Raw genomic sequence first — 18,885 nt, forward strand, 5'->3', positions numbered from 1 at the left:
AACTTTCCTTTTCATAACGTGGTTTTTTCAATACTAAACTAATTTTTCTTTGAGGCGTTAAATTAAATCGGCTTTATGCAGAAAAATCACATCTAATTGCTAAAAATTAATCAATCATATAATAGCAAATAACGAGGTATGAAATTTCAATTTTTAATAAATAGTGAAATATAAATCTTCATATGTGAAATTGTTGAATATTTATTTCTTTAATTTTGCTTTTTAGCCTGTTTTTTGAATTGATTTTTATCTTGACTTACAGGCCCCAGCGCGGTACTAATAGAAAAAGACAGCGGGATGGCTAGATTTCCGCTACAAATGAACAGAATTTGGTTACAGATAAATGCTTACAAACAAACTTTCTCTAATTCTAATTAACGTCGTGGTGATTATTATTACCGCGGGGGCTAGTTAGTGCTTAGAGAAAAGTGAAGCATTTAAAAAGCCCCCCGCACTTAACAGTCCGGGGGGCTTTTTCGTTTTAAGGTTTGAGTCGCAGCAAATACACAATGTCACTGAGGAATGAGGATTTACGATGACAGGCGCAGAGTTAACAATCGATTTATTAGCCAAACATGGCGTTAAGGATGTTTTTGGATACCCAGGTGGTGCCATCATGCCTATTTACGACGCTTTGTACGGTGCGCCAGTCAAACATTATTTGACGCGTCATGAACAAGGAGCGGGTTTTGCAGCTGTAGGTTTTGCCCGCAGCACAGGCAAGTTAGGTGTGTGCTTTGCAACATCAGGCCCTGGTGCGACTAACTTAATAACAGCCCTTGCTGATGCGATGATGGATTCAGTGCCGTTACTTGCAATCACAGGGCAAGTACCTACCGCAGCGATAGGCTCCGACGCCTTTCAGGAAGTGGACGTGTTAGGTATGTCGTTATCATGTACTAAACATAGTTACATGGTTGAAAGGGCTGAAGATTTAGCCGAAATACTACAAGAAGCCATCCACCTAGCGCAAAGCGGCCGCCCAGGTCCTGTATTAGTTGATATCCCAAAAGACATCCAAATGGCGCAAGTACCATTCCACCCTTGGTTAGCCGCCGAAGATCATTTACCTAAATTAGACGCAAACCAAGTTGCGATAGCTAACCAAATCTTAAGTGAAGCGCAGCGCCCTGTGGCGTATATCGGTGGTGGCGTACAGGCTGCGGATGCACAAAACGAGCTTATGCAGTTTTTAGAAAAAACTCACATGCCTGCGGTATCAACTCTAAAAGCGCTAGGCAGTGTATTACCTGATTATGAATATGACCTTGGCATGCTAGGTATGCATGGTGGTAAAGCGGCTAACCTAGCAGTGCAAGAGTGTGATGTTTTGGTTTGTATCGGTGCTCGTTTTGACGACCGTGTTACTGGCAATTTAAGCAAGTTTGCCGCAAAAGCAAAAGTGATACACCTTGATATCGACGCGGCAGAGGTTGGTAAGCGTAAGCCTGCAAAAGCATCATTAGTCGCAGATTTAAAAACCTCATTACCGCAACTTGATTGTTTTGTAACGCCTGATGAGTGGTTAACGCACATCGAAAGCATGATGAAAGAACATGCATGGCGTTATGACTATCCAGGCGAGAAAGTATTTGCCCCTTATTTATTAAACCAGCTAAGCCAAAAAATGCCATCAACGGGTGTTGTGTGCTGTGATGTGGGTCAGCACCAAATGTGGGTGGCACAGCACATGAAGTTTAGCCACCCAAGTAATCATTTAAGTAGTGGTGGTGCGGGTACCATGGGCTTTGGTTTACCGGCCGCTATCGGCGCTCAAGTTGCGCGCCCAAATGACTTTGTGATCACGGTGTCGGGTGATGGCTCAATTATGATGAACATTCAAGAACTGGCAACAATTCGCCGTAACAATCTGCCAGTTAAAATTCTAATCCTAGATAACCAGCGCTTAGGCATGGTACGTCAATGGCAGCAGCTATTTTTTGAAGGTCGTTATTCTGAAACAAACCTTTCAGATAATCCTGATTTTGTGCAGTTAGCAGCGGTGTTTGGCATTCCAGGTCAAACCATCACTAAAGCAGATGAAGTCGATGCTGCAGTTGATGCGTTAGTAAATAGTGAAGGTCCATACATTCTGCATGCCTGCATAGATGATAAAGAAAATGTATGGCCGCTTGTACCACCCGGTGCTGCCAATGATGAAATGATGACGGAGACAGTAAAATGAAACACACCCTAACGATTGCGCTAAAGAATCAAAGTGTCGCTGTAGAGCGCTTTTTACGCGTTGCACGTCATCGCGGCTTTGACCTAACAACCATGAATTTAGAAATGGCAGATGAAGCGTTTCACGTCACTATGACGGTAGACAGCGATAAGCCAATTTATCTACTAACATCACAGTTAAATAAATTGGTTGATGTGAAACACGTCAATGTTGAAAACCAATTTCAACAACAAGCAATCTAGTAAAAATCAACAGGTAACTAGAGCAGTCAGATTGATGCTTTAGTGAGAAATAAATTAGGAATGAGGAAGTCAGTGGCATGCCACTGCAACAACTGAGGTAATTATGGCTAAATTAAGAAGTGCAACAACAACAGAAGGTCGCAAACGTGCAGGGGCGCGTGCTTTATGGCGTGCAACAGGGATGACTGATAAAGACTTCGGTAAGCCAATTATCGCTGTTGTTAACTCATATACTCAGTTTGTACCGGGTCATGTTCACCTTAACCAACTTAGTGAGCTAATGGCTGAAACCATCACCGAAGCCGGTGGTGTACCAAAAGAATTTAATACTATTGCGATCGACGATGGTATCGCAATGGGTCACGGCGGCATGCTTTATTCACTACCATCGCGTGACTTAATTGCTGACTCTGTGGAATACATGGTTAATGCACACTGTGCTGATGCCATGATCTGTATTTCTAACTGCGACAAAATCACCCCGGGGATGATGCTAGCAGCACTGCGTTTAAATATTCCGGTTATTTTCGTATCAGGTGGTCCAATGGAAGCGGGTAAAACACGCCTAGCTGATATCGACATTAAACTTGATTTAGTTGATGCCATGGTAAAAGGCGCTGATACCACAGTAAGCGATGAAGACTCTGAAAAAGTAGAGCGCTCAGCATGTCCTACTTGTGGTTCATGTTCGGGCATGTTTACTGCCAACTCAATGAACTGCTTATTAGAAGCGATTGGTTTAGCACTGCCGGGTAACGGTACCACACTTGCTACGCATAAAGACCGTAAACAACTTTACGTTGAAGCGGGGGCGCGCATTGTTGATTTATGCCGTGAGTATTATCAAAAAGATAATGCAGCAGTATTACCACGTGCTATTGCTAATCGCACTGCTTTTATGAATGCAATGGTAGTTGATATTGCTATGGGTGGTTCATCAAATACGGTTTTACACTTATTAGCTGCAGCGCAAGAAGCGGGTGTTGATTTTGATATGTCGCACATCGATGAGCTTTCTCGTAAAACTCCTTTCCTTTGCAAGGTGGCGCCTGCAACCAATAAATATCATATTGAAGATGTGCATCGTGCTGGTGGCATGATGGCAATTATTCGTGAACTAGGTAAGGCTGGCCTTGTCGATTTAACTGTTGATCACGTAGCAGGTCACACTATGGCCGAAATGGTGACTAAATGGGATGCCACCGATCCGAATAATGAAGTGGCGCAAAAATTCTATAAAGCAGGCCCTGCTGGTATCCGTACGACAAAAGCAATGAGCCAAGAGTGCCGCTGGCCAGAACTTGATAATGACCGTGAAAACGGCTGTATTCGCAGTGTTGAAAATGCCTTTCGTCAAGATGGTGGCTTAGCTGTACTTTCAGGTAACTTAGCTCTTGATGGCTGTATTGTTAAAAGTGCTGGTGTAGTTGAAGAAATGCTGCACTTTGAAGGCCCTGCGGTTGTATACGAATCACAAGATGATTCGGTTGAAGGCATTCTTAACGGTGAAGTAAAAGCCGGTGATGTTGTGGTAATTCGCTACGAAGGACCAAAAGGTGGCCCAGGCATGCAAGAAATGCTGTATCCAACGAGTTACTTAAAATCAGTGGGCTTAGGTGAAAAGTGTGCGCTTATCACCGATGGTCGTTTCTCGGGTGGTACATCGGGTTTATCAATTGGTCATGTTTCACCAGAAGCAGCAAGCGGTGGTGCAATCGCTTATGTTGAAAATGGCGATAAAATAATCATTGATATCGCAACCCGTGAAATCACTTTGGCGTTGTCTGATGAAGAGCTTGAAGCGCGTAAACAAAAGCAACTAGCACGCGGTAAAGATGCTTATAAACCACTTGATCGTGACCGTTATGTTTCATCTGCACTTAAAGCCTATGCGTTACTTGCAACCAGTGCAGACAAAGGAGCTGTTCGCGATTTAGCAAAACTTGAGGAGCTTAGTTAATTATGGTTTCTCAAGAGCTCGATTACTTTCGCGCTATTATCCAAGCGAACATGGAGCCCCTTGCAAAAGTCACTGAGGTCAGCGAAATGGCTGATCTTAGTGCACGGCTAGGCAACCATGTGTGGTTAAAGCGTGAAGACCAACAACCGGTTTATTCATTTAAGCTTCGTGGTGCATTTCATAAACTGAGCAAGTTGCCAAAAGGTTCTGATGTGATCACAGCCTCAGCGGGTAACCATGCACAAGGCGTTGCACTCAGTGCTTCATTTTTAGGCCATAAAGCTACGATTGTGATGCCAGTCACCACACCTGAAATTAAAGTGAATGCAGTACGTTCACTCGGTGGTGAAGTGGTATTACACGGCCATCATTTTGATGCAGCAAAAGCCCATGCTTTAGAGCTGACAGAGCAGCGTAACGGGGTGTTTGTGCCACCGTTTGATGATCCTGATGTGATTGTTGGCCAAGGTACCGTTGCCCGTGAATTAATGCAGCAATTGAACGACCTTGATGCTGTTTTTATTCCTGTTGGCGGTGGTGGTTTGCTAGCAGGCATGGCGGTGTATATTAAGTCGTTACGTCCTGATATCAAAGTCATTGGTGTTGAAGCTGATGAGAGTGCTTGCCTAAAAGCAGCGCTTGAAGCAGGCAAGCCCGTTGAGCTTGACCGTGTTGGTAGCTTTGCTGATGGTGTAGCCGTAAAAGTTATCGGCACAGAAACATTTCGTTTAGCGCAAAAGTTTTGTGATGAAGTGGTCACTGTAACGGGCGACGAAATCTGCGCCGCAATGCAAGATATCTTTGTTTCAACTCGTGCTATAGCGGAGCCTTCAGGGGCGCTATCAACAGCGGGCCTTAAAAAGTGGTGCCAACAAAATGGTGTTAAAGGCTTAAACGTAGCTGCGATTTTATCGGGTGCAAACTTAAACTTTGACCGCTTACGTTATGTTGCAGAGCGAACGGCACTTGGTGAAAAGAACGAAGCACTGCTTGCCGTGACCATAAAAGAAGAAAAGGGTAGCTTTAAGCAGTTTTGTAACTCATTAGGTGGCAGAGCTATCACCGAGTTTAATTACCGTTATGCAGGTCCCGGCGAAGCGCAAATTTTTGTTGGTATTGCATTAAGGCAAGGGCAGCAAGAGCTTGATGAATTAAAAGCAGCACTGACAGAAAACGACTACACGTTTTGCGATCTATCAGATAACGAACTGGCTAAATTGCATATTCGTTATATGGTGGGTGGTAAAGCGCCAGCTCAACTTCATGAGCGTTTATTACGCTTTGAGTTTCCTGAATACCCAGGTGCACTGGCGCGATTCTTAGATACTCTTGGTAGTAATTGGAATATTACTTTATTCCATTACCGTAACCATGGTGGAGCGATTGGTAATGTGCTGGCGGCCTTTGCTATCGAACCGAGTGATTATGAAGTATTCAATGAGCATTTGAACCGTTTGGGATACAACGTTCAAGATGAAACAAACAATCCATGTTTCACCCAGTTCCTAACCAGCCAAGGTCAGGAGTTGAGCGCAGTGAAAGTGGCTAATTAGTTATAAAACCTGAATAAGGCTGCTAATTAGCAGCCTTGTTTTTTTCTCTATTTTTCCTATAGTTAATGCACGGTTTCAAGCAAGGATGATGCGTGCAAGGTATAAAAAGCCTATTAGGGTTAATCTGTTTAATACTTTCTATGAGCGCACAGTGTGCTGATAAAGTTAGCTTACAGTTAAAATGGACTCACCAGTTCCAATTTGCAGGCTATTATATGGCTGCTGAAAAAGGCTTTTATAAGGAAGCTGGCCTTGATGTCTCTATTATTCCTGCTGATCCAAACCACCCAGATACCTTCCCTAAAGTATTAAGCGGTACAGCCGACTTCGCCATTACCCACTCAGGCATATTACAAAAGCGTCAGCAAGGCGCACCGGTTGTTGCCCTTGGAGCCATACTGCAGTTTTCACCTTACTGCTGGATGGTAAAAAATAACTCAGATATTTTTCAGCCAAGAGACTTTGCTGGTAAAAAGCTAAGTAAAATCGGCTCAATTGAAAATGCTGAATTGCTGGTAATGTTACAGCGTGCTGGATTGAGCCTAGAAAGCTTGATGGCAGCTAGCCATGAAGGCGGTATTAAAGAGTGGCTTGCCGGTGATTTAGATGCGGTGCAAGTTTATGTCACCAATGAGCCTTACACGATGACATTACAAGGAGTCGGTCACCGACTCATTTGCCCGCAAAAGTTTGGTTTGAATGTGTATGGCGATATTTTATATACCTCTGAGCAGTTTTTAGCGAAAAAGCCAGAGGTTGTTGAGCGCTTTTATCGTGCCAGCTTAAAAGGGTGGCGGTATGCCTTATTACATTTAGAAGAAAGCATCGATGTAACCAAGCAGCACTATGCCACCCATAAAAGCGTACAAGAGCTGGCCTATGAAGCGCATGTGTTAGCAAGCTATATCCAACCACCGGGCATTAATCTTGGCAATATGTCGATGGCAAAGTGGCGTTTGATTGCAGATTTATATGGCTTAGATCAGGATGAGTTTGATCAGGCTTTTGATGGCTTTATGTATGATCAACAACAAACAGAAGGATTTGAGCTATCTTGGATGCTGATCCTAGCCATCATTCTAAGTATTGCATGTGTGCCATTGTACATTCGTTTGATCAGTAGTAACCGACGTTAAATAAGATAAATCTGTTATACTGCTTTTTATTTCTTGTCGCTAAGTAGTTATGACACTTGCCGAGCACTTTGCTGCCTTAGATGCACTGCTATTTTCAACACGCCAATACTGGCAATGTACCGCATTTGATTTTGATGATCTTCCTTGGCCTGAATTAGGCAACTTATTATGGGCGCTTGATGACCAACAAGTGAGTGAACTTGATGCCGATCAGCAGGCTTTATATCGTTATTTTACTGATGAAATCGAACACATCGAAAAGCTGGCAGAATTATGTGAGTTGCCAGCGATAAGTGCTGCCCGTAATGAATTTCCGTTTTGGATAAGTAATGGCATTAAAGGCCGTAAGTTTGAGCAACTACAAGACTTTGTTGCGGCGATCAGTCAGCAGCCATTAAACCAGCCCGTTCTAGAATGGTGCGCAGGTAAAGGGCATTTAGGTCGCATGTTGGCATTCAATGGAGCACCAAGTGTACATAGCATTGAGCTACAACAACACTTGTGCGACCAAGGTCAACACAGTGCTAAACAACAGCAATTGGCGATGCAGTTTTCACAAGCAGATGTATTAACCGATGATACTGATGGCTTTTTTGAAAGCCAGCAGCATGCAGTTGCTTTGCATGCTTGTGGTCGTCTGCATCAAACATTTATGCAGCAAGCAAGCAAAGCGAAAACCCAACAAATCAGTTTTTCACCATGCTGTTATCATTTATTCACAGATAACGCCTATCAAGCAATGAGCGAGCCTGCCAAGCAAAGTCAACTTGTGCTTACTCATCGCGATTTAAAACTGGCGCTGCAAGAAACGGTAACAGCACCGAGCCGAGTTGATAAGGTAAGAAAAACAGAGGTTGAATGGCGTCTTGGATTTGATGCGTTACGTAAATCAATAACCGGTGAAATGCACTATGTGAGTGTGCCATCAGTGAACAAAGCGATCTTCTCTGATTCGTTTAGCTCATTTTGTTTGTGGGCAGCTGAGAAAAAATCATTACCTTTACCAGAAGGCATTGATTACAATAAATTTTTAGAAATAGGTAAAAAGCGCAAAAGGGTTACTGAGCGAGTTGAACTCGTCCGACATGTGTTCAGAAGGGCAATTGAAGTTTGGCTCGTGCTCGATCGTGCTTTATATTTGCAACAACAAGGGTATCAAGTAACAGTTAGTACGTTTTGCGAAAAGCAGCTGACACCAAGGAATATCTTGATCCAAGCTAATTATTAAATACCGTAAAGAGGCGCAATGAGAAAGTTAAAAAATTTATTCGAAAATAATAGACGTTGGGCAGCGCGTACGAGTGAAAATGATCCTGAGTTTTTCAAAATTCTATCAATGCAGCAAAACCCAGAGTACCTGTGGATCGGTTGTTCTGACTCGCGTGTACCTGCAAACGAAATCGTAGACTTATTACCGGGTGAGCTATTTGTTCACCGTAACGTGGCAAATGTTGTTGTGCATACCGACCATAACTGTCTTTCGGTAATGCAATACGCTGTTGAAGTACTGAAAGTGAAGCACATCATGGTTGTTGGTCACTACGGCTGTGGTGGTGTTCAAGCAGTATTAAACGAAGCACGTTTTGGCTTAATTGATAACTGGCTACGCCACGTAGGTGATGTAAAAGAAAAACACATCGAACAACTCAATGCATTACCTGAGCAAGAGCGTTTAAATAGCCTAATTGAACTAAACGTTATCGAACAAGTACGTAACGTGTGCCGTACTAACATTGTGCAAGATGCTTGGGCGAAAGGCCAAGAGTTAACAATTCATGGTTGGGTTTATGGCTTAGCAAATGGTCATCTTAATGATCTTGAGTCGGTTGTGACCTGTGCTGAAGAAGCTAGTGATACCTACGGTATTGCCGTTAAGCGCGTATTTGAACGCGTGGCAGAAAAAAGCTAAAACTAGCTAGTTAGAAAAAAGGAGAGCTAATTCGCTCTCCTTTTTTATTGTTCGTCTTGTTTGCTAGCAAGTTGCTGCTCGAGTAGTGCAACTTTCTCTTCAAGCTCAGTGAGTTTTTCACGAGTACGAATAAGTACTTGGCTTTGAATATCAAACTCATCACGGCTTACAAAGTCCATCTCAGCAAGTTTGTTTTGAATAGCTTGCTTTGTTTTGCCTTCAACTGTTTCGGCAAGGTTTTTCACGCCTTGCGGCATGTTGTCAGTAATTTGCTTAGCGATTTCTTCAAGTTTTGCTGGGTTGATCATCTTCGTCCCTTGAGTCACGTAAAAAAACAATCTTACCTTATTGGCTAGGCGTAGTGTAGTGATTACGGTAAAATTGCCCGTCCTGTCTTTGGATAATTTCTTTAGGGGCTTATGAAACTCAACCCAAAACAAGATGAAGCGGTAAAGTATATCAGTGGACCGTGTCTGGTATTAGCCGGTGCGGGATCTGGTAAAACGCGTGTTATTACTAATAAAATCGCTTACTTGGTGCAAAAGTGTGAGTATCAAGCGCGCAATATCGCGGCGGTAACCTTTACCAATAAAGCGGCAAAAGAGATGCGCGAGCGTGTAACGCAAACACTGGGTAAACAAGAGTCGAAAGGCTTATGGGTTTCAACGTTTCATACCCTTGGGCTTGAGATCATCAAAAAAGAGTTAACGACGTTAGGTTTTAAACCTGGTTTTTCGTTGTTTGATGATCAAGATACCAACCAGTTACTAGCTGAGCTGACCGAAGAAGAACTTAAAAAAGACAAAGATTTACTCAATCTACTGAAGATGCAAATAGGTAGTTGGAAGAACGAGTTGATTCTACCAGAGCGTGCTGTTCGCGAAGCCCGTGAGCCGCAAAAAGCCTTGTTTGCTCAGCTGTATGCGCGTTATCAAAATCAATTACGTGCTTATAATGCCCTTGATTTTGATGATCTGATCATGATCCCTACTTTATTGTTAGGCCAAAATGCCACTGCCCGTGAGCGTTGGCAACAGCGTTTTCGTTACTTGCTGGTGGATGAGTATCAAGATACTAATACCAGTCAGTATCAGCTGGTTAAGTTATTGGTGGGTGAACGAGCTCGTTTTACCGTGGTAGGCGATGACGACCAATCAATTTACTCATGGCGTGGTGCTAAGCCTCAAAACCTTGTTCTATTGAGTAAAGATTTTCCGGGCCTACGTTTAATTAAGCTTGAACAAAACTACCGTAGCGCAGGGCGAATTCTAAAAGCGGCGAATATTTTGATTGCTAATAACCCCCATGAATTTGATAAAAAGCTATTCAGTGAGCTTGGCTATGGTGAGCCTATCAAAGTGATTGGTTGTCGTGATGAAGAGCATGAATCAGAGCGAGTGGTGGCAGAGATCATTTCTCATAAATTCATGAAGCGCACCAGCTATAAAGATTACGCGATTTTATATCGTGGTAATCACCAAGCGCGCGTGTTTGAAAAAGCACTTATGAGCAACCGCATTCCCTATAAAATCAGCGGCGGCATGTCATTTTTCTCGCGTTCAGAGATCAAAGATATCATGGCGTATTTACGCCTATTAGTGAACCAAGATGACGACAATGCCTTTTTACGTATTGTAAATACGCCACGCCGTGAGATTGGTACGGTCACACTTGAAAAGCTCGGCACCCTTGCTAATGAAAAGCATATCAGCTTATTTGCTGCCTGTTTTGAGCCTGAGCTTGCGCACAGATTAAAGGGCCGTGGTTTTAATGCTTTAGCTGGTTTTGCCCGCTGGGTGGTTGAGCTTTCTGATAATGCGGTACGGGGCGATACCCTTGAAGCAGTGAAAGAGTTAGTTAGGCAAATTAACTACGAAGCATACCTTTATGAGTCATCACCGAGTGCAAAAGCCGCTGAAATGCGTATGAAAAACGTTTCAGAGCTTTATCGTTGGATCACCGACATGCTAACAGGTGACGCAGACAACCCGCCGCTGAACCTTGCTGAAGTGGTTAGTAAACTGACCCTGCGCGATATGCTTGAGCGTAACGAAGAAGAAGACGAATCTGACGCGGTACAATTACTGACACTGCATGCTTCAAAAGGTTTGGAGTATCCGTATGTGTTCATGGTTGGCATGGAAGAAGGCTTATTACCGCACCAAGTAAGTATTGATGAAGATAACGTTGAAGAAGAGCGTCGTCTTGCTTATGTAGGTATTACGCGTGCACAGCAAGAGCTGGTAATGACTTATGCTAAGTTACGTCGTCAATTTGGTGAAACGTCAGATACTGAGCTTAGTCGCTTTGTGCAAGAGTTACCACAAGATGATTTAGCCTTCGAAGCGAAAAAGCCACCGTCTTCACAGGCTGAGCGCATGGAAAAAGGCCAAGCTCGTGTAGCTAATCTAAGAGCAATGCTTAAGAAGTAATAAATTGTGCGCTCGGTGCTTCGTGTTCGAAGGGCGCCAGCGCATGTTGCTTACCAATAAACAATGACAATCCGTGCTTATCGAGTAACGTGCGGTAGTTAAAAATTGACGGGCCTTTCGCGATTACTTGGATATTTTGCAGCTTAGTAATCGCCAGCACACCTTGCAGTTGTAGATGATAGTTTTCTTGCTGTAGTACACGCTTACTGAATGTTGAACTTAATAACAAGTAATCGAATTGGAATTCTGTTAGTAAGTTTAATTCACAGCGATCTTTAGCAAATTCATTCAAACCAATCGAAAATCCTTGTGAGACCAAGTTTTTTAAATTTTCAATTTGTACCGCTGATGCATAACGAATTTCTTGTTCATTGAATAATAAACACATTCTATTTGCATCGTGGGCTTTTAATAGCTTACATAGTGCTTGAAAATTAATACGTTCAAGGACTAAACCAGAGCAAGGGAACAGTACTTTTTCTAGATTACTGTCACTTACTAAACTGAATGCTTGTTTGAGTAAATTAAGTTCAACCTCAAAGTGCTGAACTCTATCGGTCGCAAACTTCTTAAGCACTTCAAAGCTGGTGCTACCAAGTACTGGGTGTTCACCAAATGCTTCGAGTAAAGACTCTGCACGAGTTTGCTCATCCAAGGTAATGATTTCGGCACTTCTAAAGTGCATAGGCAAATCATCTAAGTGATGCATATTGTCAGCATCATGCTGTATATTGCTGGCATTAAGCAGCGGATGGAAACATTCAAAGCGATTACGGCCTGCATTTTTCGCGTAATACATGGCTGCATCCGCATCACGTATAATTTCATCGGTGTGCTTGTAGCTTGGTTTTGAGTAGGTAATACCAATACTTGCACCACTTTGAATGCACTGACCCTTCATACAGAAAGGTTTTCTCATAATTTCGATAATACGTTTGGCAACATCTTGGGCTTGCTGTTGCTCTGTTAAGTGAGTGAGCAATATCACAAACTCATCACCACCTAAACGTGCAAGCAAATCATGCTCACGAATACAATGCGAGAAAGACTCGGCAACACCAATTAAAAATTGATCGCCCGCTTGGTGACCAAGATGATCGTTGATGTCTTTAAATTTATCAAGGTCAATAAATAGCACTGCAAACTGCTGCTCTGGATAGCGCTGGTAGTGCTGCAATGTTTTTTCGAGTTGAGTTAAGAATAAACTGCGATTCGGTAAACTGGTTAGTGAATCATGGTGTGCATCGTGGTACAGCTGTTGTTCTATTTTTTTACGCTCTTCAATTTGCATTTGCAGGTGCATATTGGCTTGGCGAAGTTCTTTGGTTTTTTCAGTGACCCGGTGCTCAAGCTTTTGGTGACTAAGCTTTAACTCTTGGTTGGCTAGATGAGTTTGAATAACATTAGCAATTTGATGCGATACAAAGGTGATTAGCTCACAATCATCCTGACTAAATTCATGCTTATTATTGTAAGCTTGGCAAACAATGAGACCAATAACGCCCTGTGATGTTTTAAGTGGAGCACCTAACCAACTCGTCGCGGTGCGCTCTGGTGGTACATTAACGGGTCTTTCTACTACGCCAAGCTTGATTAGCTCTTTTGCTCTTTCACTGTCTATGACTTGGCACTTTTCAGTGCTGAGCACTAGTTCACTGTAACCTTTAGCAAATGGCCTTGGTTTACCATTATCGTTAAATTCATCGACGCAGTAAGGGAAACTTAACCAATGTGACTGTTGGTCATACAATGCGATGTATAAGTTATCTGCATAGGTAATATTTTTTATAATGTTATGAACATGCTGATATACATCGTCGAGGTTTTTACTTTGCGTTGCCAGCTCAGATATTTTAAACAAGATCTGTTGGCGTTCTAGCGCATTTTTACGTTGTTGAATTTCGTCGTTGAGTGCTTGGTTACTTTGTGTCAGTGCACGGGTGCGAATTTTAACTTCAGATTCGAGCAGCTCACGTTTTTTAACTCGTTCAATCGCTGTCGCTAAATACAGTGACATCGCTTCGAGCAACTCAATTTGCTGCTCAGAATAGCCTTGCTTATTGTCATAGCTTTGCGCGACCATGACGCCAATAATGACTTTATCGCGATAGACGGGCACTCCAACCCAATGCTCAGCTGGCGTACCAAAGCACTTAAGTAAGCCTTGTTCAACCGCTTGCTCTGTTTGTTGTTTGGTAAAGTAACAGGTTTTACCTTGTTTAAATACGTAACCTGTGAGGCCTTCTTTAAAGTACTGCTCATATTTTAACGGTACTGAAAGACCATCTTTTTCATCGGCAAAATAAGATAGCTCAAGGTTATCGTAAACCGGGTTATGCAACACAACGAAGAAGTTTTTACTTGGGATATAGTCTTGCAGAATGTTGTGGATAGCAGGGTAGAGCAGGGTTAATTCGGCAACAGTGCTTGCTTGCTCTGATAATTGTAAAAGAGCATGTTGCAAGTGATGTGATTGCTTATACTTTTGTAAAAGCGATTTTAAGCGAGCATTTTTACGGCCTAGCTTATCAATGTGTGTTGCTGAATCTTCCAATGATTTAGAACCAGATCTTATTGTTGTTTAAATTTCGTCCTTTATAGTTCCACTTTTTTATTAGATCGTCAAGTAACAGGTGTTAACAAAATAGTAATTTATGATGGGGCGTATTTGGCTACAGCATTAGTCTAGCGGCTAAAAGCAGCCACAAAAAAGGGCTTAATAAAATTAAGCCCTTAGTATTAGTTTTAAACTGTTACTTGCTAGTCATGAAATCGATAGCAGCGCTGATCTCTTCATCAGAACAGTCCATACACGTACCTTTAGGAGGCATCGCGTTGAAACCGTTGATTGCATGGTTAAGTAATGTATCCATGCCTTTAGCAATACGAGGAGCCCAATCATCAGCTGATTTAGGTGCACCTAGTGCGCCAGTGCCATGACAAGCAAAACATGCTGCTTGGTAAACTTGTTCACCAGAACGAGGACCTGTAGGTTCAGCAGCGACCGCAGCTTTATCACCTTCTAGATATACAGAACCAATTGGCGCTAGACGCTTTTTAATTGCATCTTCAGTCAAAGAGTTGTCATACGCTTGTGCATATGCCGTTGTTGCTAGCAGTAATAATGCAGCTGATAGTTTTTTCATTTTGCCTTGCTCACTTCGATTTGAACGTGATCAATCACGATATCTGACGGAAATTAGAACGATTATAACGCTAAGCCACAATTTATAAAATGATCTAAAAGGCTTTTTCTTGAGAAAAACCGTCATTTTTTTGCGTTAGCGCAAGAAAAGCCAGCATTAAATACTGGCTCTTAGCTTGATGTTTAAGCAAGCTCTAATACTTTGTTAACCAATTTTTCGATACCCGCATCAGCATCTAAAATGCTTTGGGCCAACATATAGGCTGGGGTTGTGACCACTTTATGCTGAGAATCGACAACGATATTATTAACAGCACAGCTTTGGTGCGCTCCGCCGAGTTGCTCGATAGCGGCAGCGGTGTCTGCATCGTTACCAATGGTTGTTTTTACACCTTTACCATAAATAAGCGGCAGCATGGCAGGAGCAATACATATATAACCTGCTGCTTTGTTGGCATCGACAAAGCCCTTCGCAGTTGTCAGTACATCACCTTGAACTTGGGCATCTGCGCCTTTAACAGCAAAGTCAGATAGGTTTTTCGCGGCCCCAAAGCCACCTGGTACGATCAAGGCATCGAATTCATCTACATTTAGCTCAGTCAGCGCTTTAATTTCACCACGGGCAATACGCGCAGCTTCAACTAACACATTACGGTTAGGTGTCATTTCTTCACCGGTTAGGTGATTAATGGTGTGCATTTGTTCGATATCGGGTGCGAAGCATTGATAGCTCGCGCCTGCTTTTGCGATATGTAATAAGGTTAATACGGCTTCATTGATTTCTGCGCCGTCGTAAACACCGCAACCAGCTAAAATTACAGCAACTTTTTTCATTTTTGAACTCTCCTTAATGCGACTAGCTTTAGTTTAACAAGGATACGAGCATGGCGACAAAATAAAAAATTTTCGTCGCTTGATAACTCGCAAAGCGTGATGAATAGCTGTTTATGCCTTTTTATAAATTACTAACGAAAAAAAAAGTATAAAGGATCGCTATGATCTTTGATCCATTATGCTAGAATACTCCTCCGGTTATGAAAAGGGATGTTAATTCGGTATCGAATAAGCAAAAGGTTATCGCTACTAAAACCGTTTTCCACATCGGACAAAAATAATAAAAAAAGAACGCCGTAATATCTTTTTTAAATCAAAACATGAACTTATAAAATCTTCCTAAATGTTTTTTCATTTCGGGAGAATTAACTCTGTCTGTTATCTACAAAGTTATCCACAGCTTGCTCTGTCATAAACCTTTATTGGTTAATAATTCACAGTCGTTTTCTTCATGGCCTTATGGCATGCTTACAAACAATTTAATGTTATTCAATTAGGATCCAATTTCACCATGGCTCAGATCCCTGAAAATCCACTTATTCTTGTAGATGGTTCTTCTTATTTATTCCGTGCATACCATTCGCCACCGCACCTTACTAACTCAAAAGGTGAAGCGACAGGCGCAATCTATGGCGTAGTTAATATGCTTAAGAGTTTGATCAAGCAATATGATCCGTCGCACATGGTGGTGGTATTTGATGCCAAGGGTAAAACCTTCAGAAATGACATGTACAGTGAATACAAAGCGAATCGTCCGCCAATGCCGGATGACTTACGCACACAGATCGCACCACTACATAACATTATTAAAGCAATGGGTTTCCCGCTGATTAGTATTGAAGGTGTTGAGGCTGACGATGTTATTGGTACCTTTGCGCGTATAGCGTCAGAGCAGCAGCGTCATGTACTGATCTCAACTGGCGATAAAGATATGGCGCAGCTTGTTAATGAACATGTCACGCTGATCAATACCATGACAGATAGCATTTCAGATCCAGAAACCGTGGTTGAGAAGTTTGGCGTTGGTCCTGAGTTGATCATTGATTACCTTGCTTTAATGGGTGACAAGGTCGATAACATTCCAGGTGTTGATGGCTGTGGTCCAAAAACAGCAGTGAAATGGTTACAAAAATATGGATCATTGCAAGGTGTCATTGATCATGCAGGTGAAATTAAAGGCAAGATTGGTGAAAAACTTGCTGCAGCACTTGATCATCTGCCACTTAGCTATGAATTAGCAACAATTAAGTGTGATGTTGAGGTTGAGTCAGATCTTGAAACCTTTAAGCTGCAAGAGCCTAATCGTGACGAACTGATTGCACTTTATGGTGAGTGTGAGTTCCGCCGTTGGTTAGCTGAACTACTTGATAACCCTAAAGACGCTGATACGCATTTAGATGTGCCAACTGAAGCTAACGAACTACCAAAAGTTGCTGATGCACACTACGAAACTATTTTAACTGAAGAGCAGCTAGATACCTTAGTGGCGCAGTTAAATGACGCTGAATTGTTTGCTTTTGATACTGAAACAACCAGCCTTGATTATATGCAAGCGCAATTGGTTGGTATGAGCTTTGCGGTTAAAGCCGGTGAAGCGGCTTATCTTCCAGTTGCTCACGATTACCCTGATGCGCCAAAACAATTAAGCTTAGAAACCGTAATGGCAAAAATTGGCCCAATCTTAGCTGACGAAAACAAAGCGAAAGTGGGACAAAACCTTAAGTACGATAAAAGCGTGTTAGCAAATGCGGGCTTCGAGTTAAAGGGTATCAAATACGACACTATGTTGGAGTCGTATGTATTTAATAGTGTAGGTAGCCGTCATGATATGGACTCGTTGGCACTGAAATACCTAGGCCACAAAAATATCAGTTTTGAAGATATTGCCGGTAAAGGTAAAAAGCAGTTAACGTTTAACCAAATTGAGCTAGAAAAAGCGGCGCCTTATGCTGCTGAAGATGCCGATATAACGCTACGTCTTCACCAAGTGTTATGGCCAAAAATTGATGCTGATAGCCAGTTGAAGTCAGTATTCGAAGATATTGAGTTACCACTTGTCACAGTGCTTTCTGATATTGAGCGTACTGGTGTTGCAATTGATAGCAACATGCTGGCAGCTCATAGCCAACGTTTAGGCGAGCGCCTGTTAGAGCTTGAGCAAGAAGCTTATGATATTGCAGGCGAAAAATTTAACTTAGGCTCACCTAAGCAACTGCAAGCTATTTTGTTTGAAAAACTTGAGCTGCCTGTTATCAAGAAAACACCTAAGGGTGCACCTTCGACAGCAGAAGAAGTATTGCAAGAACTTGCTCATGATTATCCATTACCAAAAGTGATTATTGAGCACCGTGGTTTATCTAAACTTAAATCAACCTACACAGATAAACTTCCGCTAATGGTTAATGAGCGCACTAAGCGAGTGCATACCTCTTATCATCAAGCTGTAACAGCAACAGGGCGTTTAAGTTCAACGGATCCTAACTTACAGAATATTCCAATTCGTTCAGAAGAGGGTCGTCGTATTCGTGAAGCCTTTATTGCTGCACCAGGCCATAAAATTGTGGCTGCCGATTACAGCCAAATTGAATTACGTATCATGGCGCATTTATCACAAGATAAAGGGCTATTAACTGCGTTTGCGAATGGTTTAGATGTACACAGTGCTACGGCGGCAGAAGTCTTTGGGGTTAGCCTTGAAGAGGTTACCAGCGATATGCGTCGTAAAGCGAAAGCGGTTAACTTCGGTTTAATTTATGGCATGTCGGCATTTGGTTTATCACGCCAATTAGACGTACCACGTCATGAAGCACAGCATTATATTGATAAATACTTCGAGCGTTTCCCTGGCGTACTTGAGTACATGGAAACAACCCGTGAAAAAGCGGCTGATAAAGGCTATGTAGAAACGATTTTTGGTCGTCGTTTACATTTACCAGAAATCAATGCCCGTAACGGTGCTCGTCGTAAAGCCGCTGAGCGTGCTGCGATCAACGCGCCAATGCAAGGTACTGCTGCTGATATCATCAAAAAAGCGATGCTAAAAGTTCATCAGTGGGTGAACGCGCAAGCTGAAGGTTCAGTGAAGTTGCTAATGCAAGTGCACGATGAATTAGTGTTCGAAATTAAAGAAGAGTGTGTTGACGACTATAAAGCTGAAATTTGTAAGCTAATGTCTGAAGCCGCGACTCTTGATGTGCCTCTGATTGTTGAAGCCGACAGCGGTGACAACTGGCAACAGGCGCACTAATAGTCGCAATAGGTGAGAGCTGTCAGCTATCAGGTTAAAAGTTAGCGAGTTTCTAGGGGAAAGTTAGAGCTGTCAGCTATCAGCCGTCAGCTTTCAGACTAAAAGTTAGCGATTTGCTTGACCGTTATACCGTATTTATCTCGAATCTAGCTTCCAATTTAAGGGTCGCGGCATAAAGCCGCTGCTACAAGTAGGCGTGAAACTTGTTTCGCGCGTCTGACCGCTGAAGGCTGAAAGCTGAT

The 18,885-nt window shown here is 42.5% G+C and carries 13 protein-coding genes; 9 read left to right on the forward strand and 4 right to left on the reverse strand.

The features are described from left to right. Nucleotides 1-535: 535 nt before the first annotated feature. The 7 genes from ilvG (at nt 536) to can (ending at nt 8,985) form a co-directional block, all read left to right on the forward strand. On the forward strand, nt 536-2,185 hold the full coding sequence (gene ilvG, locus HUS61_RS18670; protein ID WP_058585968.1) for an acetolactate synthase 2 catalytic subunit: 1,650 nt from the start codon (nt 536-538) through the stop codon (nt 2,183-2,185). Next, nucleotides 2,182-2,427 (forward strand): acetolactate synthase 2 small subunit, encoded by a 246-nt coding sequence (gene ilvM / locus HUS61_RS18675; RefSeq protein WP_054554110.1) that lies wholly within the window; start codon nt 2,182-2,184, stop codon nt 2,425-2,427. The genes ilvG and ilvM overlap by 4 nt, the downstream gene beginning before the upstream one ends. A 103-nt stretch (nt 2,428-2,530) precedes the next feature. Further along, nucleotides 2,531-4,387: a dihydroxy-acid dehydratase gene (ilvD, locus tag HUS61_RS18680; RefSeq protein ID WP_175080896.1), complete on the forward strand. Its 1,857-nt coding sequence runs from the start codon at nt 2,531-2,533 to the stop codon at nt 4,385-4,387. 2 nt (nt 4,388-4,389) lie between these two features. Then, nucleotides 4,390-5,940, forward strand: coding sequence for a threonine ammonia-lyase, biosynthetic (gene ilvA, locus HUS61_RS18685; RefSeq protein ID WP_054561166.1), 1,551 nt, complete (start codon nt 4,390-4,392; stop codon nt 5,938-5,940). Between the two features lie 140 nt (nt 5,941-6,080). Further along, nucleotides 6,081-7,076, forward strand: a complete 996-nt coding sequence (locus tag HUS61_RS18690) for an ABC transporter substrate-binding protein (protein ID WP_175080898.1) — start codon at nt 6,081-6,083, stop codon at nt 7,074-7,076. A gap of 49 nt (nt 7,077-7,125) precedes the next feature. Further along, on the forward strand, nt 7,126-8,304 hold the full coding sequence (locus HUS61_RS18695) for a methyltransferase (RefSeq protein WP_175083372.1): 1,179 nt from the start codon (nt 7,126-7,128) through the stop codon (nt 8,302-8,304). 18 nt (nt 8,305-8,322) lie between these two features. After that, entirely contained in the window at nt 8,323-8,985 is a 663-nt protein-coding gene (gene can, locus HUS61_RS18700) for a carbonate dehydratase (RefSeq protein ID WP_062568501.1), read from the forward strand. 44 nt (nt 8,986-9,029) lie between these two features. Here the strand turns inward: can and HUS61_RS18705 are convergent, their stop codons facing one another. After that, nucleotides 9,030-9,293, reverse strand: coding sequence for a ubiquinone biosynthesis accessory factor UbiK (locus tag HUS61_RS18705; protein WP_054561163.1), 264 nt, complete (start codon nt 9,291-9,293; stop codon nt 9,030-9,032). A gap of 111 nt (nt 9,294-9,404) precedes the next feature. Here HUS61_RS18705 and rep point away from each other — a divergent pair, with 111 nt between their 5' ends. Beyond that, nucleotides 9,405-11,417, forward strand: a complete 2,013-nt coding sequence (gene rep / locus HUS61_RS18710; protein ID WP_054561162.1) for a DNA helicase Rep — start codon at nt 9,405-9,407, stop codon at nt 11,415-11,417. Here rep and HUS61_RS18715 read toward each other — a convergent pair. The 3 genes from HUS61_RS18715 to elbB form a co-directional block, all read right to left on the reverse strand. Beyond that, nucleotides 11,407-13,971 (reverse strand): diguanylate cyclase domain-containing protein, encoded by a 2,565-nt coding sequence (locus HUS61_RS18715; protein WP_175083373.1) that lies wholly within the window; start codon nt 13,969-13,971, stop codon nt 11,407-11,409. The two genes, rep and HUS61_RS18715, sit on opposite strands and share 11 nt — an antisense overlap. Nucleotides 13,972-14,170: 199 nt before the next feature. Then, the gene (locus HUS61_RS18720) at nt 14,171-14,563 is read right to left on the reverse strand and encodes a cytochrome c5 family protein (protein ID WP_054561160.1); all 393 of its coding nucleotides are present in this window, start codon (nt 14,561-14,563) and stop codon (nt 14,171-14,173) included. A gap of 182 nt (nt 14,564-14,745) precedes the next feature. Then, nucleotides 14,746-15,396, reverse strand: coding sequence for an isoprenoid biosynthesis glyoxalase ElbB (elbB, locus tag HUS61_RS18725; RefSeq protein ID WP_175083374.1), 651 nt, complete (start codon nt 15,394-15,396; stop codon nt 14,746-14,748). A 511-nt stretch (nt 15,397-15,907) separates the two neighbouring features. On the opposite strand from elbB, the gene polA reads away from it, so the two are divergent. Continuing rightward, nucleotides 15,908-18,643 (forward strand): DNA polymerase I, encoded by a 2,736-nt coding sequence (gene polA / locus HUS61_RS18730; protein WP_175083375.1) that lies wholly within the window; start codon nt 15,908-15,910, stop codon nt 18,641-18,643. Nucleotides 18,644-18,885 lie beyond the last annotated feature (242 nt).

It is taken from the genome of Pseudoalteromonas sp. 0802 (assembly GCF_013350085.1).
Lineage (GTDB): Bacteria > Pseudomonadota > Gammaproteobacteria > Enterobacterales > Alteromonadaceae > Pseudoalteromonas.